The following is a 17,089-nucleotide window of genomic DNA, read 5'->3' on the forward strand; positions in this document are numbered from 1 at the left end:
TCTTTTTTATAAAATAAATACTGTAAAAAATCTTTTAATATATAATTTAAATAAATATTTGAATTTTCACCATCTCTATAAAGATTTAATCTAAAACAGCCATATTTATTTTTTTTAGATAACTCTAATAAGAATATTCTACCTATACTTATCCCTGTAATATCTTTAATTATATATTCATTTACTGTACCTTTCGCTAATTCTATGCTTACCTTAAATTTATTGTTCATAAATCCTCTCCCCTACACGTCAAAAATTTTAGGCTAATTTTTTTATATTTTTGTGTATTAAAAACATGAACATTAAGGAAATAAACAAACTTATAGGAATAAGATAATATGATATATAAATACCTATTAAATCATTTAGATATCCCATTAAAAAATTTATAATCATATTTACAAAAGAAGATAAGGTTACTACTATTCCTGTTACATAAGAACTATTAGTAGAATATACTTTGCTAATAGTTAATACTACTGTAGGATATACTATAGAAAAAAATATTCCAGATAATGATATCAAAATTAGCCCCTTTTGTCCTAATGTTATGCCTATAGAATACATTATTAAAGCCACAGTCAAAGATGTACATACAGCCTTTATATAGTTGAATTTTTCTACTAAAAATCCCCCTAATAATCTCCCTAAAGCAAATAAGGCTGAAAATAAAAATATATAATATGAACTTTGATTTTTATTATATTTATATCCATTCTCCATTAAATTAACAAACCAATTTCCTGTAGCTATTTCACTAAATGCATAAAATCCTAATGCAAATATATAAAAATATAATAATTTATCTTTAAAAATTTCTTTGGATTTTAATTTATTATCGTCTTTTAACTTATTAATCACAGGTACATTAATAAAAAATAACAATAGATATACTATGAAAGTTATAATTGATAAATAAAGGTATATTCTTCTCCAGGTTATACCTCTATACAAAAGCATACCAGAAATTCTTTGTGATAAAGCTAATCCCATTCCATAATTAAAATGAGCTAAATTCATTATTATAGCCTGAAAACTTATAAAAATTATAGGTATTATTGTATTACTAGATATAGCTAAGAAAGCTTGGCCTCCGTTTATCAAAAACATTAAAATAACAAGAATTATATAATTAGGCGTAAAATTTAATAATAAAAAAGATATACTTATTATTAAAAGTCCTATAGAATAAACTCTCTTCTGGCCTTTCTTTTGGCATAGTATACCACCCAAATATGTAAATACTGTGTAGCCCAATGTACTTATAGTAATCATTAATCCTATTTTAGTATTATTTACATTAAACTCATTTTTGAATATAGGAATAAAAATCCCCCTTGTACTATCACAAACCGCTACTAGTATCATTGTTAAAAAAATATATAACAATAAAATAAAATTTTTATTCTTTATGGCTTATTCCCCCCTAATAAATTTAATAAATTTAATTAATATATACTTTATTTAATTATATCTCTTACTACCTCTCCTGCTATTATAAGACCAGCACAAGGTGGAACAAAAGCTATACTAGCTGGCGTTGGCCTACCTTTATCATTTAATGGTCTATTATTATTTTTTATTGGAGTTTCTTCTGAATATAGAACCTTCAGACTTTTTATATTCCTCTTTCTAAGTTCATATCTCATAATCTTAGCTAATGGACATACTTTAGTATCATATATATCTGCTATTTTTAATTTACTAGGGTATAATTTATTTGCTGTACCCATACTACTTATTATATTTATATTATTCTTATCACACCATACTATACTTAATATTTTAGAAGAAGCCGTATCTATAGCATCTACAACATAATCTGTATCCTTATCCACTATTTCACTTATATTACCTTCATTTATAAATACTTGATGAGTTTTAACATTACAATTAGGATTTATAGATAATATTCTCTCTTTCATTACCTCAACTTTAGATTTTCCAACAGTATTTAGATTAGCATGAATTTGTCTATTTATATTAGTTATATCTATTGTATCATTATCAATTATTGCTATATTCCCTACTCCAGATCTAACTAATGCTTCTATTACAAAACTTCCTACTCCTCCAACACCTAAAACCACAACTTTACTTTTATTTAATTTTTCTATAGCCTCTTTTCCTATTAAAAATTCAGTTCTTTGTAACCAGTTCTCCATTTTAATCCTCCTTGTTTTTATTTAATTACTACTATTTTATAATAAAATCAATTATTTAATCCACAAAAATTATAAAAACCCCTATTCTTATATATAACCGCTCAAATTAAGAATAGAGGTTTAAATCATAAACAGTTTATAAAGCTATATAAATTTTTTTATAACAAAACTATTTCCTAGCCTTTTTTAACCGTTAGATTGTTATAAAATTATAATTTTCATAACAATATATAATTATTTAACCCTTATTCCGAAACTTAAATTATATATTATTAAAAAAATAAAACTTTAAAAACTGTTATTATCAATTTTTAAAAGTATAGTATATTTAAAATATTACCATATTTTTGCTATTTTATCAATGTATTGTATTTTTTACCATTTGCTATATACTTAATGTAGATTCTGTTTCTGAACAATACTTAGTAATTATACACTTTTCTATATTTCTAACACACTTTTTACAAATACAGTTTTCTACATTACCATCACAGTTACTTTTTAATATATCTATACATTTGCTACAATTATCACTATTTATATTCATATTATAATACCTTGCCTCCTATTTTATGTCCAATAATTTTATTATATTTTTTTCTATTTGATCTATTCTTTTTTCTTTATAGAATATTGCATTACTTGGACATATATATATGCATCTTAAGCACAATATACAATTACTATGAAAAACTACTCCTCCATTTTCAAATACTATATTTCCTTTTGGACAATTTCTAACACACATACCACATTTAATACAATGTTCTGTAGATTTAAGATTGTTTGATAATTTGGGAAGGAATTTATTAAATCCTTTAGATGCTATTTTCCCCAAAAATAATCTAGTTTTACTTATATTTTCTAAATATCTTTCTCCCTTTGAAAATTTATCTACAACTAGATCTACTTTTTTTTCTGCATTTCTTAATATATTTTCTATTTCAGCTTTATCTGGCTTTTTACCTAAAGAAAAATAATAATTATTTATCATCTTTATATTAATCTTTATAACTATATCATAACCCTTATCACATAAAATTTTATGCATACTCTCTGTTTCACAAGCAGTATTGCCGCCTTGAGTTGAATATAGTATGCATTTAATTTTTTCTTTTGCTTTAGGAATATTATTAACAAAATCCTGTATTAGTTTTGGCCCCATCTCAGCATAGATAGGTGTTCCTATTATTATAAAATTATAATTATGAATTTTATTTAATACATCCTCATCAACATTTTCTATATTAACTTTATGTATAGTATTATCTAATTTGCATAATTTACTTTCTATTTTATCTGCTACCCATTTGGTATTACCTGTTCCACTAAAGTAAAATAGTATCCCATTCATATTAGCCCTCCCATCCTAATACCTTTCTAAATATATATACTTACACTACTTTATAATAACATTATATATATTAAATATATTTACAAAAGTATTAAAACTTTCTTAAAAGGAGCTTAAGTTTAAACTTAAGCTCCTTTAGGATTATTCATTTTCCATTCTATCATGTTCCTTTTTAAAATTAAATCTATATTTATCCATAACTTCACTAAATATGTCTGATGCTGGGGGTGGTGTATATGTTATAGCATTTGCACCTGCTTCTATGGTTTCTTTTATGCTAGCTTCACTTGGCCCTCCTGTAGCTATTATAGGGAAGTCAGGATATCGTTTTCTTATTTCTCTAACTATGTACGCTGTTTTTTTAGCTCCTGATATATTAAGTATAGTGGCTCCTGAATTAATTCTCTCTTCTATGTCTTCATACTCTGATACGACTGTTACTACAATAGGAATATCTATAGTATCTTTTATTTGCTGTATTACATCATTAGGAGTTGGATTATTTACAACAACACCCATAGCACCTTTAAATTCAGCATCTAAGGCCAAATTAACAACTCTTTTTCCAGTGGTTAATCCTCCTCCTACACCACAAAAAACAGGAATATCCGCAGCTAAAATTAAAGATTGAGTTATTATGGGTTGAGGAGTAAAAGGATATACTGCTATTACAGCATCTGCGTTAGTATTTTTAATAACAGCAACATCTGTACTATATACAAAGGATTTTATTCTTTTTCCAAAAACTCTAATACCACTAGCTTCTCTAATAATTGAAGGAACTTCTATCATATGACTTCTTAATACACCTTTTATTTCCGGTACACGTTTAGGTGTTTTTTCAATTTTGTTACTCATTTACTCATTTTTTCCTCCTTAAAAAGCTTTAATTTTTTAATAAATAGATTCTATATGTATTTATTAAAACCCTTCTTATTTTTATCCTCTTCTTAAAGTTTTAAATTTATTCACAAATAATTCTTCATTATTTTTCTTATTATTTTTTTCCCTATTTCATCTTCTTCCATGTGATCTATAGCTTCTTTTATAGGTATCCAATTAATCCATTCTACTTCTTCTGATTTGTTTAAAATTCCGTCTTTATATGTTGCCATAAATGTAATCATAACTATATCTTTACTCTCTAGATAATCACTTCCTAGATATTTCAAATCTTTTATATTAATACCAGCTTCTTCTTTAACTTCCCTGTGAACAGCTTCTTCAACGGTCTCTCCACTAGATACATATCCTGATAAAAGAACTTTAGAATTTTTAAATATGTAACTTTGCTTTAACAACAAAACATGTTCTTCTTTAATTACACCTACTACAATACATGGTTTAGGAGTATCAAAATACATTATGTTATGCTTTTTACAGTATGGGACTCCCCCTTCATCCCAACTATATTTTTCGATTAATTTTTCCCCACATAGTGGACAATATTTAAATTTCATATATTCAGCTTAATAAAAAGCTTTCCCTCCACTTCTCGTAATTTCAAATTTTGTCTAGATTTCTATTGGTACAGGGTTATTTAAAGAAATACTATTCTCTTCAACTAAACAATCATAGGCTAAAATATCTACACCCTTTTCTTTTGCTAACCTTAAAGCTTTTCCAAACTTCTCATCCATTTTATGATTCGGTGTAAATTTCTTCACACCATTTAATTGTATTAAAAATAGTACTCCTGCTCCCATTCCTTTATCTTTCACATCTATAAGTTCTAATATATGTTTTGTTCCTCTTTCCGTAGGGGCATCTGGAAACATAGTTAAACCATCATTTTCAAGAGTTACCCCTTTTACTTCTAAATAGTATATTTGTCCATTTTCTTTTTCTAATTTAAAATCAAATCTACTTTTCCCAAAGGTTTTTTCCTTTTTAATGTTAGTGTATTCTTTAAGAATTTCTATTTTAAAGTTCATTAATGCTTCATGAACCACCTTATTAGGTATCTGGGAATCTATACTTATAAGCATATCTCCTTTATATCCAGCTATTAAATCATATCGAGTTTTTCTATTTTCATTATTTTCTTCCCTCAATATAACCGTAGAGCCTGGTGTTAATATCTCCTTACATCTTCCGGTATTGGGTACATGAACCATTTCTATTTCCTTATTTATCTTTACATAAGCTTGAAATCTATTTGGCCTTTTTATAAATTCAGCTTTTAATATATTTTTAGTTATTTTCAAATTTATTTTATCGAAAAAAATTTCGATAATCCTCCTCTCATAGGTAATATATAAATTCAAATATAATTATACACATATCCACAGATTTTATCCACACATTAACCTGCGTATTGTTGAAAACTTCTATTTTTTTAAGTTATCCACAGATTTATAGAAATAATTTAAATATTATAAGAAATATAACTCCTGGTATTCCAAAGAATCCAGCTATTAATGCTGTCCATATATTTATACCTATGTAAAAATTGAACGCTCCTCCAACCACATTTAAAATTAATAATAATACTGTTCCTAAAATAGCGTTTCCTATTAAGCTTAGTAGAACTTTTAATGGCCATGAAAATATTTTTACTATTACAAACAACAAAAATATAGCTAAAACAAAATAAGCAATATATTCTACTCCCATAAACTGAGCACCTCCTAATATATATTATATATATATTCTATATTAATACTAAAAATTATATATTGTTTTAATATTATATTAAGTAAAAAATAATAAAAAATAAACCATTAGAATTTTATATTTCTAATGGTTTATTAAATATAAAGTTATCCTACTTCAACTTCTTTTATGGTATCACAATATTCTACCTTGATACCTTTTTCTTTAGCTTCTTTTAAGAGATAAATATATTTGGCTTTTAATGCCTCTTCCATATATATAGCATAATCAATTAGTTTAGGATCACTTGCATTCTCAAACAATCTTCTTATATTATTTATCTCTGATACTACACTGTCTATAGATTCTAGTAATAATTTTTTTTCGTTTTGCATATTATTTAATTTTTTCATTATAAAAAAACCTCCCATTTTATCTCCTATTTCAATAATAGACGTAAAATGGGAATTATATTCATAAATTTTTTTTATAATTCTATTCTTCCTTCTAAAGCTTTAGCTAAAGTAACCTCATCTGCATACTCTAAATCCCCACCTACTGGTACTCCGTGGGCAATTCTTGTAACTTTAACTCCTAGAGGCTTTAATATTTTAGATATATACATAGCTGTTGCTTCTCCTTCTACATTAGGATTAGTAGCAACTATAACTTCATTTACACTACCATCTACTCTTCTTATTAATTCTCGTAATTTTATATCTTCAGGACCTCTTCCTGCCATAGGAGATATATTGCCATGTAATACATGGTATACTCCATTATATTCTCTTATTTTTTCCATAGACATTATATCCTTAGGTTGTTCTATTACACAAATAATAGATTTATCCCTATTAGGATTACCGCATATAGCACAAGGATCTTTATCTGTAAAATTACCGCATACAGAACAATATTTAATTGTGCCTCTAGCTTTTACTAAGGCCTCTGAAAATTCTTTTACCTCTTCTTTAGGTAAATTTAATACATATAGAGTAAGTCTTTGGGCTGTTTTATAACCTATGCCCGGTAATTTAGCAAACTCTTCTATTAATTTTTCTATAGCTATAGGATAAAAATCCAAATCTTTCACCTCTATTTTACTTTAGCTTAAATTTAGAACATTCCTGGTAAGTTCATTCCTCCAGTTAATCTTTTCATTTCACTTGAAGTGTCTTCTTCAGCTTTCTTTAAAGCTTCATTGCATGCACTCATTATTAAATCTTGAAGCATTTCTATGTCATCTTCATCTACAACTTCTGGTTTAATTCTTATATCTACTATTTGTTTCTTGCCATTAGCAACAGCTATAACTGCTCCACCTCCGACTGTAGCTGAAAACTCTTTCTTTTCCATTTCTACCTGCATTTTTTCCATATCTTGTTGAAGTTTTTGAGCCTGTTTCATTAAGTTATTCATATTTGCTCCACCCATGTTAGGGAATCCACCTTTTGCCATAAAAAATTCCTCCTTAATATAAATAATTCGATTTTTATTATATCATAATTGTAATATTTAACTAGCTATTCATCAATTATTTCTAGTATATTCTCTCCAAAAGTATTTTTTAAAATTTCTTCTGGTAAATTTTCTTCTTTAGCCTTTTCTTCTACAGTATATATTATTCTAACTTTCTCTTTTAGTACCTCAGAAAAAATTTCCTGAACTATTTTATTATTTTCTGGCTTTTCTAATCTCTTTTTATTAAAAGAATACTGCTTATTATAATTTAAAGTAATAATACCTTCTTTGCAATCTGTTATATTTGCAGTAACTAAAGCTGCATATAATACCATAAGTCTTCTTGCTTTAAAGGCTTCTAATATATCATGCCACATTTTTTTTACAGTTTCTACAGTTAATTTAGAGTCTTTATTATATTCCTCTAATAAATTTTCTTCTATTTTCTCATCTTTTATATTTTCTTTTATTTTTTTTATATCAAATTCTTTTGATTCTGTTTTTTTCTTTTCTTCCTTCATTGCTAATTTTATATTACCTGATTTTATAAGCTCTTCTATTTTATTAAGCCTTGAAAGTATTACTTCTTTAGATGTATCATATTCTATTTTACACATCTTAAGCACAGCCAATTCTAAATATATTCTACTTTGTTTTACCCATTTAGATTGTTGTTCTGCCTCTTGAAGTATTTTTATATTTCTCATTATTTCTTCTATTCTTATTTTTTCAGCCTGCTCTTTTACTAAATCAATATTTTCACTGGACATATCTAATATTTCGTCTGGATTTTTACTTACTTTTACCATAAGTATATTTCTAAGATGGGTTATCATATCTTTCATAAAATTATTTATATCTTTTCCACTTAACACTATATCTTCTATTATTCTCATAGATTTTTCTACATCTTTTTCTATTATACTGTTTGTAATTATTAGAAGATTTTCATTAGTAACTAATCCTAGCATATCTAAAACTTGATCATACTCTACTTTCCCATCTCCAGTAGATATAACTTGATCTAATATACTAAGAGCATCTCTCATAGCCCCATCTGACATTCTAGCTATAAGATTAAGGCTTTTATCATCTGCATATATTCCCTGTTCTGATACTATGGATCTAAGCCTTTCAAATATTTCCTCATTTCTTATTCTTCTAAAATCAAATCTTTGACATCTAGATAATATAGTTATAGGTAATTTTTGGGGATCTGTAGTTGCTAATATGAATATTACATTACTCGGAGGTTCTTCTAAAGTTTTTAAAAAAGCATTTACTGCTTCTTGAGTTAACATATGAACCTCATCCATTATGTAAACCTTGTTTTTTCCTTCCTGTGGTGGATATTTTACATTTTCTATAACTTCTTTTATATCCTCTAATTTTCTCTTAGATGCAGCATCCATTTCTATTACATCCATTAAAGTTCCACTATTTATTTTATTACAAATTTCACATTCATTACAAGGTTCGCCATCCTTAGGATTTAAACAATTTACTGCCTTTGATAGTATTTTAGCTGTAGAGGTCTTTCCAGTACCTCTTGTTCCACAAAAAAGATAAGCATGAGCTATTCTTTTTTCTATAACTTGATTTTTAAGTGTTACTGTTATATGTTTTTGTCCAACTACCTCTTTAAATGTTCTTGGTCTCCACTCTCTATATAATGCGGTATAACCCACTGTTACCACCTTCTTACCATAAATAATTGAAACTATATATAATATTATACACTAATATTTTATTATAAAAAATAAAAGGTACCTTTAAAAGTACCTTTAAAATTCTTATTAAACCGTGCACTTCGCTTTGTCTGTTAACTTATGAGCGTTACCTGTACAGTTAGCTCAAATCAGGTTTATCCACGGCACACGAAAGTGTTCACTTACCGCTGCTTCCTTCCGGATCTGACGGAGTTCATGAATTTCCGTTGCGTGGGACCCAATTATCAACACCACTTTTACAGGCCAGACCCCACAAGTTAAAGCCTAAGCGAAGAATTCAACCCTGCTGTAGCGGATTGCAGGTTACAGGGCACCGCTAACTCCCCATCTAGCACGGAAAGATTAAATGGCGGAGAGAGGGGGATTCGAACCCCCGATAGAGTTGCCCCTATACACGCTTTCCAGGCGTGCTCCTTAAACCACTCGGACATCTCTCCATAAATCTTTTAATCATTATTTTATTGTCAACATAAAGTATTATACTATGAAATTATAATAACTTCAATACTTTAATATAATATTTATTTTGAATTAATGTAATTATATTAAAATAAATACATTAATTGTATTTATTATTTTAAATTAAAACACTTTTATATATTTTTTCTAATATTTTGGAAAAAATTTGTTATTATTTTACTACACTCATCATTATATAACCATTTAATAGTTAAATTACTTTTTAAATAACTATTATTTGTAATGTTTACTACTGATCCACAAGCCCCTCCTACTGGATCAAAAGTTCCTATATGTAATTCACTTATTCTAGATTGAACTATTGCACTAGCACACATAGCACAGGGTTCTAATGTTACATACATCTTACATCCTTTTAATCTCCAGTTTCCAAGTATCTTACATGCCTTTTTTATAGCTAATACTTCCGCATGAGCTGTTGGATCCTTTAATTCCTCTTTTAAGTTATGACTTTTTGCTATAATTTTATTTTCTTTAACTATAACAGCTCCAACAGGTACTTCTCCTATTGCTAATGCTTTTTTTGCTTCAATTATTGCATATTCTATATAACTATTCATGTAAAACTCCTTTTTATATCAACATCTTTATATAATATTATTTCTCTATTTTTATCCGATGACTACCAGCTCTAATACTCCCATCTTCTTCAAAGTGGGAGTAAAGAGCGGGTACGTCCCTGGATAACGATTTCTAAGCTCCAGGGGAAGTAAAAACTGCCTCTGAAGCTTAGAACTCTGTTTATATTTATAATAACAAATGTTGCTTCCTTATGAAAGTAATCAACATTTGCATTTTTTATGGAATAATTACTTAACTATTAAATCTAAAGCTTGTTTTAAATCATCTATTATATCTTCTGCATCTTCAAGACCTACAGATAATCTTACTAATCCATCGCTTATACCAGCTGCTTTTCTTTCTTCTGCTGTATAAGGAGAATGTGTCATTGATGCTGGATGCTGAATTAGTGTTTCTGAATCTCCGAGACTTACTGCAAGAGTTGCTAATTTAACATTATTCATAACTATTTTTCCTTCTTCTACTCCACCCTTTAACTCAAAGGAAATCATAGCACCAGGTAATTTCATCTGCTCTCTAGCAAGCTGATAGTATTTAAAGCTTTCCAATCCTGGATAATAAACTTTTTCAACTGCTGGATGTGATTCTAAAAACTTTGCTACTTCCATAGCATTTTTACAATGTTTTTCCATTCTTAATTGTAATGTCTTCATTCCTCTTATTATTAAGAATGACTCAAAAGGTCCTGTAACTGATCCTGTCATATCTTTTATGCCAAATAATTTAACTTGATTTATAAATTCTTCTTTTCCTACTGCAAATCCAGCTATAACATCACCATGACCATTTAAATATTTAGTAGCAGAATGTACAACCACATCAGCACCTAATTCTAATGGTCTTTGTATGTATGGCGTACAAAAAGTATTATCAACAAAAACAAAACACTCTTTATTGCTCTCATGAACCATATTTGATATCTTTCTAATATCAGTAACCTTTAGTGTTGGATTAGCTGGAGTTTCCAGATAAACTACTTTAGTATTTGGTTTTAATGCATTCTTTACCTCATCTAAATTAGATACATCTACAAATGTAACCTCTACTCCATATCTTGTTAATCCATGATTTAATAGTGCAAATGTGCACCCATATAAAGTATCTGATGCAACTACATGATCTCCTGACTTTAAAGCTGACCACAAAGATGCTGCTATAGCACCCATACCTGATGCTGCTACAACAGCTGCTTCTCCACCTTCTAACAAAGCCAATTTATTCTCTACTTCTGTAGATGTAGGATTACCTAACCTTGAATATATATATCCACTTTCTTCTCCTGCAAATCTTCTTCCCCCTTGCTCTGCAGAATCAAATATAAATGTAGATGTTTGATATATTGGTGTTGCTAATGAACCAAACTGTTTATCTCCTATATGTCCTCCATGTATAGCCTTTGTGGCAAACCCCATTTTTTTAATATTCTCCATATATTAATCCCCTTTCAAATATATATATATATATATTTGAGCAAATAATATGCCAATGGTTATAAACATATAAATTAACAATATCACCATTGAAGATATAGGATTATATCAATATTCTATGTTATTATTTTATTTGCAAGTGGCAATGTTTTTTTACAGTTGTAAATATTTATTTACAGACTATTCCATACTTTTTTACTTTATTCATTACAGTGGTATGGGAAACTCCTAATACTTTACCTACCTTTCTTAAACTTTTATATTCATTCACTGCACTCTGTATAGCAGATTTTTCTGCCTTCTCTACTATATCTTGTAAAGGTAATGCACCACTTTCACTACTTTTATTATCTATTAATGTATTGCTAGTATTTATAGTGAATTTTTTATCACTTAATATATTGTCTGAACATAAATTCATAGCCCTTTCAATTATATTTTCAAGTTCCCTAATATTACCTGGAAAATCATATTTTAATAATTCGTTTATAAATTTCTTATCAACATATCTAATATTTTTATGAAAATTTTTATTTAAAATTTTAACAAAATTATCTACCAATAGCTGTATATCATCTTTTCTTTCCCTTAGTGGAGGTATAACTATAGGTACTACATTTAATCTATAGTATAAATCTTCTCTAAATTGTCCATTTAAAACCATTTCTTCTAAGTTTCTATTAGTAGCCGCAATTATCCTTACATCTATTTTTTCTTCCTTAGTACTTCCTATTTTTCTTATAGTCCCCTCTTGCAGCACTCTTAAAAACTTACATTGGATATTAAGAGGAAGTTCTCCAATTTCATCTAAAAATATAGTGCCTTTATTAGCTAGCTTAAAAAATCCTTGTTTTCCATTAGATTTAGCTCCTGTAAAACTTCCTGATTCATAACCAAAAAGTTCACTTTCTATTAAATTATCCTGCAGCCCAGCACAATTTACAGTAACAAAATTTTTATTGTTTCTTAGACTTAATTTATATATAGCCTTTGCAAAAAGTTCTTTTCCTGTTCCAGATTCTCCACGAATTAATACTGTTGAATTTGTTTTAGCAACTGATTTACATATTTCTTTTAAATTTTCCATGCAAACACTATTTCCTATTATTCCTTTAAATGCTTCTTCTTCTTTATATTTAATAGAATTTGCTATTTCAATAGTCTCTTGTAAATCTTTTATTAATATAACAGAACCTATTGATTTATTTCCATCATCTTTAATAGCTCTTGCTGTAGATATATACATTCCTTTTTTATTCTTATTATTAATAAAAATTTGTAGATTATCATAATTTTTTCCCATTTTTAAAGCGTCTAGTATAAGTTGATTTTGTCCTAAAATTTCTTTTATATGTTTTTTAATTACATTCTCTTTTAAAGTATTAAATAGATTTTCACAATACTTATTAAAAACTTCTATTTGGCATTTTTCATTTACAAAAATTACTCCTTCTTCTAAAGAATCAATTATAGTAAATAATTTTTTTTCATTTTTTTCATATGGTAATATATCTGTCTTTTTTACAGTTACAACTCCTCTTATATTTTTTATTTTTTTAATTAGTATACTTTTGTTGTAAGAACTATTCTTATTTATTTTCATATATATTCTTTTAGGGAATACCTCTAGAGATTTTATATCCATATTCTCGTTATATAAAGCATTTAAAATATCTAGCACCATGCCTAAACGATCTTCTGTTATTATTTCTAATTTTATAGAATTTTTCATAGAATTCGCTCCTTTTATGGAATACTAAATAATACCTATTAGTTTATATTATATCAAATTTAAATTATATTTAATTAAGATTATTATTTACAAAAAAATAAAAAGCCTTATAACAATTAAGTTATAAGGCTTTTGGTACGCCCGACAGGAATCGAACCTGCGGCACGCAGTTTAGGAAACTGCTGCTCTATCCTACTGAGCTACGAGCGCTCATTTATTCTTTTACTTTTAATAGTTTATTACAATTCATGATCATTGTCAAGAATTGTATATATTATAACTTATTTTAGCTATAATTTCAATAATTATAGTTAATACTAAAGTTAATAATTATTTAATTTATGTAGCATATTCTATTGTAGTATAATATATGTAAAAGTAGGAGGTGTATATTGTGATAAACGAATTTAAAAATATACTTTTAGCTGGTATTGGTTCAGCTGCTTATACCTATGAAAAAGCCTCTAATCTAATAGATGAAATGGTTCAAAAGGGTAAAATTACTGTAAATGAAGGTAAAGAATTATCTGAGGAATTAAAAAGAACTGTTGATGAAAATAAAAAATGTAAAAATTCATCTGAAGAAAAACAGCTTACAAAGGAAGATATAATTTCTATATTTAATGAATTAAACTTTGTTAATAAAAATGATTTAAATGATATAAATAATAAAATAAAATCAATTGAAGCTAAAATTTCTGAATTAGAAAAATAATATTAATAAGCCCAACTAAGGTTAGGGCTTTTATTTATACTATAATATAGATAAAAGTTATCAGAGAGGTATTAAAATGTACTTAAGTTCTGTTCAAAGATTTAAAGAAATAATAAAAATATTAGCATTCTATGGTTTTGGTCACATTGTAGATTCAAAATTTAACGAATATAAAGCACCTGAAAACTTAAGAAAAGCCTTTGAAGAGTTAGGACCTACCTTTATAAAAATAGGCCAAATATTAAGCACAAGACCTGATATATTATCAGAGCCTTATATAAAAGAATTATCCAAACTTCAAGACAGTGTACCTGAAGATAATTATAATGATATAAACAAAATATTCTTTGAGGAATTTAATATATCAATAGAGGATGCTTTTTTAGATTTTGATAAAAAACCTTTAGCTTCTGCTTCCATATCCCAGGTTTATTCTGCCAAACTTCATAATAATGAAGAAGTTATAGTAAAAATTCAAAGACCAGAAATAAAAGAAAAAATGAACATGGATTTAGCCATATTAAAAAAAATATTTACTCTTGGAAAAATTAAAACCTTTGATACATTGATAGATCCTAAAGAGGCTATAGATGAGCTAATAAATGCAACTAATTTAGAATTAGACTTTACTAATGAAAAAGAAAATATTAAAAAGTTTAAATACTTTAATAAAAATCTAAAATGCATTTATATCCCTAACACCATAGATAAATACTGTAGCAGTAAGATAATTACTATGGAAAAAATTCATGGTTTTAAGATAACTGATACAAAGTCTTTAGATGAATTAAATTATGATAAAAAAGATGTAGCCCATAAATTAGCTATATCTATATTAAAACAAATTTTTGAAGATGGTTTTTTTCATGGTGATCCTCACCCTGGAAATATTTTCATACGTCAAGGTAAAATATGTTATATTGATTTTGGAATAATGGGTACTCTTACATCTGATTTGAAAAATTATTTAAATGAAGCTATGTTTGCTGTAGCTTTTAAAGATGTAGATAAACTTATATCTGTACTTTTGTCTATTGGAATAAAAAAAGGTTATATAAATAAAAATAATTTATTTGAAGATATAAATTATTTATTTGATATTTATCTTTCTACTCCCTTAAAAAATATAAAAATGTCCTCTATGCTTCAAGAAGTCTTTCAATGTGCTAATAATAATAATATTAGTTTACCTAAAGAATTAACCATGCTTATAAGAAGCTTAATTATAATAGAGGGTATATTAGAAAAAATAGATCCTAATATTCAAATATTAGATATTGCAATTCCCTATGTAAAAAACAATAACAAAATTAATCTTTTTAAAAATATTGATTTGGACGAATTAATATTAAATAGTTATAAAACTGCAGAAGATTTATCAAAAATTCCTACTAAAACTATTCAACTATTAAATAGTATTTTAAATGGTAGATCAAAAATTCAACTTAATGTCAATAATTTAGATAGATCAATTAATGAGCTAAATAGAATGATAAACAGAATAGTTTTTGCTTTAATAATATCTTCAATGATAATTGGATCTTCTTTTATACTTAATTCTAATATTGGTCCTAAATTTTATGATATATCTATAATAGGAATATTAGGATATCTTATTGCAGCCTTTATGGGTTTTTGGCTTCTTATATCTATAATAAAATCTGGTAAATTATAATCTATTTATGAATATTTCCGATATTTCTATTAATTTATTGACATTTATAGCTAATTAAATAATAATTAATTTATCATATTTTACTTAGAAAGAGGTTTTTTAATGATAAAATATTACAATAGAAAAACTAACGATTATGATATAGAAAAAGTTGCAGGTGAAAAATATTTAAATTGGACTTATTCATCACCTATTGGTATGAGTCTTTTAGAAGTTTTTATAAAAAAGAAGTTTTTTTCAAAAATATATGGATTTTATTGTGATAGAAAGTTAAGTAGTAAAAAAATAAATAAATTTATTAATGATTTTGAAATTGATATGTCTTTAAGTGAGAATCAATCAAGTAATTTTAAATGCTTTAATGATTTTTTTACTAGAAAATTAAAAAAAGAAGCTAGACCTATAAAAGCTGATAAAAATATTTTAATATCCCCAGGTGATGGTAAAATACTTGCATATGAAAATTTAAATCTAAATTCAGTAACTGAAGTAAAAGGAATCAATTATAGTTTTTATGAATTAATAAATAATGATTCATTAGCAAAAGAATATGACAATGGAACTTGCTTAGTTTTAAGACTATGTCCCACAGACTATCATAGATTTCATTTTATAGACAATGGTACCTGTGAAAATACTATAAAGCTAGATGGTTTTTACTATTCAGTAAATCCAATTGCATTATCTAAAATTCCTAGTTTATTTTGCAAAAACAAAAGAGAGTATGCTATTTTTCATAGTGAAAACTTTGGTGATGTAATATTTATGGAAGTTGGAGCAACCTGTGTAGGTTCTATAATACAGACTTATAAACCTAATACTAAAATTTTAAAAGGAGATGAAAAAGGTTATTTTAAATTTGGAGGATCTACAGTAATTTTATTCTTTAAAGAAAATACTATAAAAATTGATGATGATGTATTAAATCAAAGTAAATTAGGATATGAAACATCTGTTATAATGGGTGAGCCTATTGGGAACAAAAAATAAAAAAGTCTTTCGATAAATCGAAAGACTTTTTACTTATGGTGCACCGGGCAGGATTCGAACCCGCGGCCAACTGGTTCGTAGCCAGCTACTCTATCCAACTGAGCTACCGATGCAAATTTGACATATTTATTTTAACATAAAAATGATTATAAATCAACTTATAATAAAAAGCATTTAACT

18 protein-coding genes, 3 tRNA genes, 1 other RNA gene and 1 pseudogene are annotated in these 17,089 nt (G+C 26.7%); 3 read left to right on the forward strand and 20 right to left on the reverse strand.

Annotated elements, in window-relative coordinates:
• The 19 genes and pseudogenes from ACYUEW_RS17765 to ACYUEW_RS17855 all read right to left on the reverse strand — a co-directional run.
• A pseudogene (locus ACYUEW_RS17765) lies at positions 1 to 230 on the reverse strand (GNAT family N-acetyltransferase); the annotation flags it as partial.
• 28 nt (positions 231 to 258) lie between these two features.
• On the reverse strand, positions 259 to 1,368 hold the full coding sequence (locus ACYUEW_RS17770) for an MFS transporter (RefSeq protein WP_043030864.1): 1,110 nt from the start codon (positions 1,366 to 1,368) through the stop codon (positions 259 to 261).
• Positions 1,369 to 1,460: 92 nt separating this feature from the next.
• Positions 1,461 to 2,165: a tRNA threonylcarbamoyladenosine dehydratase gene (locus ACYUEW_RS17775; protein ID WP_265204120.1), complete on the reverse strand. Its 705-nt coding sequence runs from the start codon at positions 2,163 to 2,165 to the stop codon at positions 1,461 to 1,463.
• 385 nt (positions 2,166 to 2,550) lie between these two features.
• Positions 2,551 to 2,712: a hypothetical protein gene (locus ACYUEW_RS17780; RefSeq protein WP_003482857.1), complete on the reverse strand. Its 162-nt coding sequence runs from the start codon at positions 2,710 to 2,712 to the stop codon at positions 2,551 to 2,553.
• An 18-nt stretch (positions 2,713 to 2,730) separates the two neighbouring features.
• Positions 2,731 to 3,519, reverse strand: a complete 789-nt coding sequence (locus ACYUEW_RS17785) for an EFR1 family ferrodoxin (RefSeq protein ID WP_460277576.1) — start codon at positions 3,517 to 3,519, stop codon at positions 2,731 to 2,733.
• 141 nt (positions 3,520 to 3,660) lie between these two features.
• Positions 3,661 to 4,377 (reverse strand): beta/alpha barrel domain-containing protein, encoded by a 717-nt coding sequence (locus ACYUEW_RS17790; protein WP_003482853.1) that lies wholly within the window; start codon positions 4,375 to 4,377, stop codon positions 3,661 to 3,663.
• 110 nt (positions 4,378 to 4,487) lie between these two features.
• Positions 4,488 to 4,979 (reverse strand): NAD(+) diphosphatase, encoded by a 492-nt coding sequence (locus ACYUEW_RS17795; RefSeq protein WP_265204119.1) that lies wholly within the window; start codon positions 4,977 to 4,979, stop codon positions 4,488 to 4,490.
• Positions 4,980 to 5,033: 54 nt separating this feature from the next.
• Positions 5,034 to 5,726 carry a DNA/RNA nuclease SfsA gene (gene sfsA / locus ACYUEW_RS17800; RefSeq protein WP_003482849.1) on the reverse strand — a complete coding sequence of 231 codons (693 nt, stop codon included), beginning with the start codon at positions 5,724 to 5,726 and terminating at the stop codon, positions 5,034 to 5,036.
• Positions 5,727 to 5,874: 148 nt separating this feature from the next.
• Positions 5,875 to 6,135 carry a pro-sigmaK processing inhibitor BofA family protein gene (locus ACYUEW_RS17805; protein WP_003482847.1) on the reverse strand — a complete coding sequence of 87 codons (261 nt, stop codon included), beginning with the start codon at positions 6,133 to 6,135 and terminating at the stop codon, positions 5,875 to 5,877.
• A gap of 146 nt (positions 6,136 to 6,281) precedes the next feature.
• A complete protein-coding gene (locus ACYUEW_RS17810; protein WP_003482845.1) occupies positions 6,282 to 6,545 on the reverse strand; it encodes a YaaL family protein in 264 nt (87 codons plus the stop codon).
• A gap of 56 nt (positions 6,546 to 6,601) precedes the next feature.
• On the reverse strand, positions 6,602 to 7,198 hold the full coding sequence (recR, locus tag ACYUEW_RS17815) for a recombination mediator RecR (protein ID WP_030032720.1): 597 nt from the start codon (positions 7,196 to 7,198) through the stop codon (positions 6,602 to 6,604).
• Positions 7,199 to 7,230: 32 nt separating this feature from the next.
• Positions 7,231 to 7,572: a YbaB/EbfC family nucleoid-associated protein gene (locus ACYUEW_RS17820; protein WP_003482842.1), complete on the reverse strand. Its 342-nt coding sequence runs from the start codon at positions 7,570 to 7,572 to the stop codon at positions 7,231 to 7,233.
• 65 nt (positions 7,573 to 7,637) lie between these two features.
• Positions 7,638 to 9,263, reverse strand: coding sequence for a DNA polymerase III subunit gamma/tau (dnaX, locus tag ACYUEW_RS17825; RefSeq protein WP_042384047.1), 1,626 nt, complete (start codon positions 9,261 to 9,263; stop codon positions 7,638 to 7,640).
• Between the two features lie 113 nt (positions 9,264 to 9,376).
• Positions 9,377 to 9,642, reverse strand: an RNA gene (gene ffs, locus ACYUEW_RS17830) — signal recognition particle sRNA large type.
• A 10-nt stretch (positions 9,643 to 9,652) separates the two neighbouring features.
• A tRNA-Ser gene (locus ACYUEW_RS17835) sits at positions 9,653 to 9,742 on the reverse strand.
• 156 nt (positions 9,743 to 9,898) lie between these two features.
• Positions 9,899 to 10,345, reverse strand: coding sequence for a nucleoside deaminase (locus ACYUEW_RS17840; protein ID WP_460277581.1), 447 nt, complete (start codon positions 10,343 to 10,345; stop codon positions 9,899 to 9,901).
• A 249-nt stretch (positions 10,346 to 10,594) separates the two neighbouring features.
• Complete coding sequence (megL, locus tag ACYUEW_RS17845; protein WP_003482836.1) at positions 10,595 to 11,797, reverse strand: methionine gamma-lyase; 1,203 nt, start codon at positions 11,795 to 11,797, stop codon at positions 10,595 to 10,597.
• A gap of 169 nt (positions 11,798 to 11,966) precedes the next feature.
• Positions 11,967 to 13,529: a sigma 54-interacting transcriptional regulator gene (locus tag ACYUEW_RS17850; RefSeq protein WP_265204118.1), complete on the reverse strand. Its 1,563-nt coding sequence runs from the start codon at positions 13,527 to 13,529 to the stop codon at positions 11,967 to 11,969.
• 133 nt (positions 13,530 to 13,662) lie between these two features.
• A tRNA-Arg gene (locus tag ACYUEW_RS17855) sits at positions 13,663 to 13,739 on the reverse strand.
• Between the two features lie 184 nt (positions 13,740 to 13,923).
• Here ACYUEW_RS17855 and ACYUEW_RS17860 point away from each other — a divergent pair.
• The 3 genes from ACYUEW_RS17860 (at position 13,924) to ACYUEW_RS17870 (ending at position 16,909) form a co-directional block, all read left to right on the forward strand.
• Positions 13,924 to 14,244, forward strand: coding sequence for a phasin family protein (locus ACYUEW_RS17860; protein ID WP_003482831.1), 321 nt, complete (start codon positions 13,924 to 13,926; stop codon positions 14,242 to 14,244).
• 76 nt (positions 14,245 to 14,320) lie between these two features.
• Positions 14,321 to 15,919 (forward strand): ABC1 kinase family protein, encoded by a 1,599-nt coding sequence (locus ACYUEW_RS17865; RefSeq protein WP_265204117.1) that lies wholly within the window; start codon positions 14,321 to 14,323, stop codon positions 15,917 to 15,919.
• Positions 15,920 to 16,021: 102 nt separating this feature from the next.
• Positions 16,022 to 16,909 carry a phosphatidylserine decarboxylase gene (locus ACYUEW_RS17870; RefSeq protein ID WP_265204116.1) on the forward strand — a complete coding sequence of 296 codons (888 nt, stop codon included), beginning with the start codon at positions 16,022 to 16,024 and terminating at the stop codon, positions 16,907 to 16,909.
• Positions 16,910 to 16,945: 36 nt separating this feature from the next.
• On the opposite strand, the gene ACYUEW_RS17875 is transcribed toward ACYUEW_RS17870, so the two are convergent.
• Positions 16,946 to 17,022 (reverse strand) — tRNA-Arg (locus ACYUEW_RS17875).
• Positions 17,023 to 17,089: the final 67 nt, after the last annotated feature.

The sequence above is a fragment of the Clostridium sp. CTA-1 genome (genome assembly GCF_054768215.1).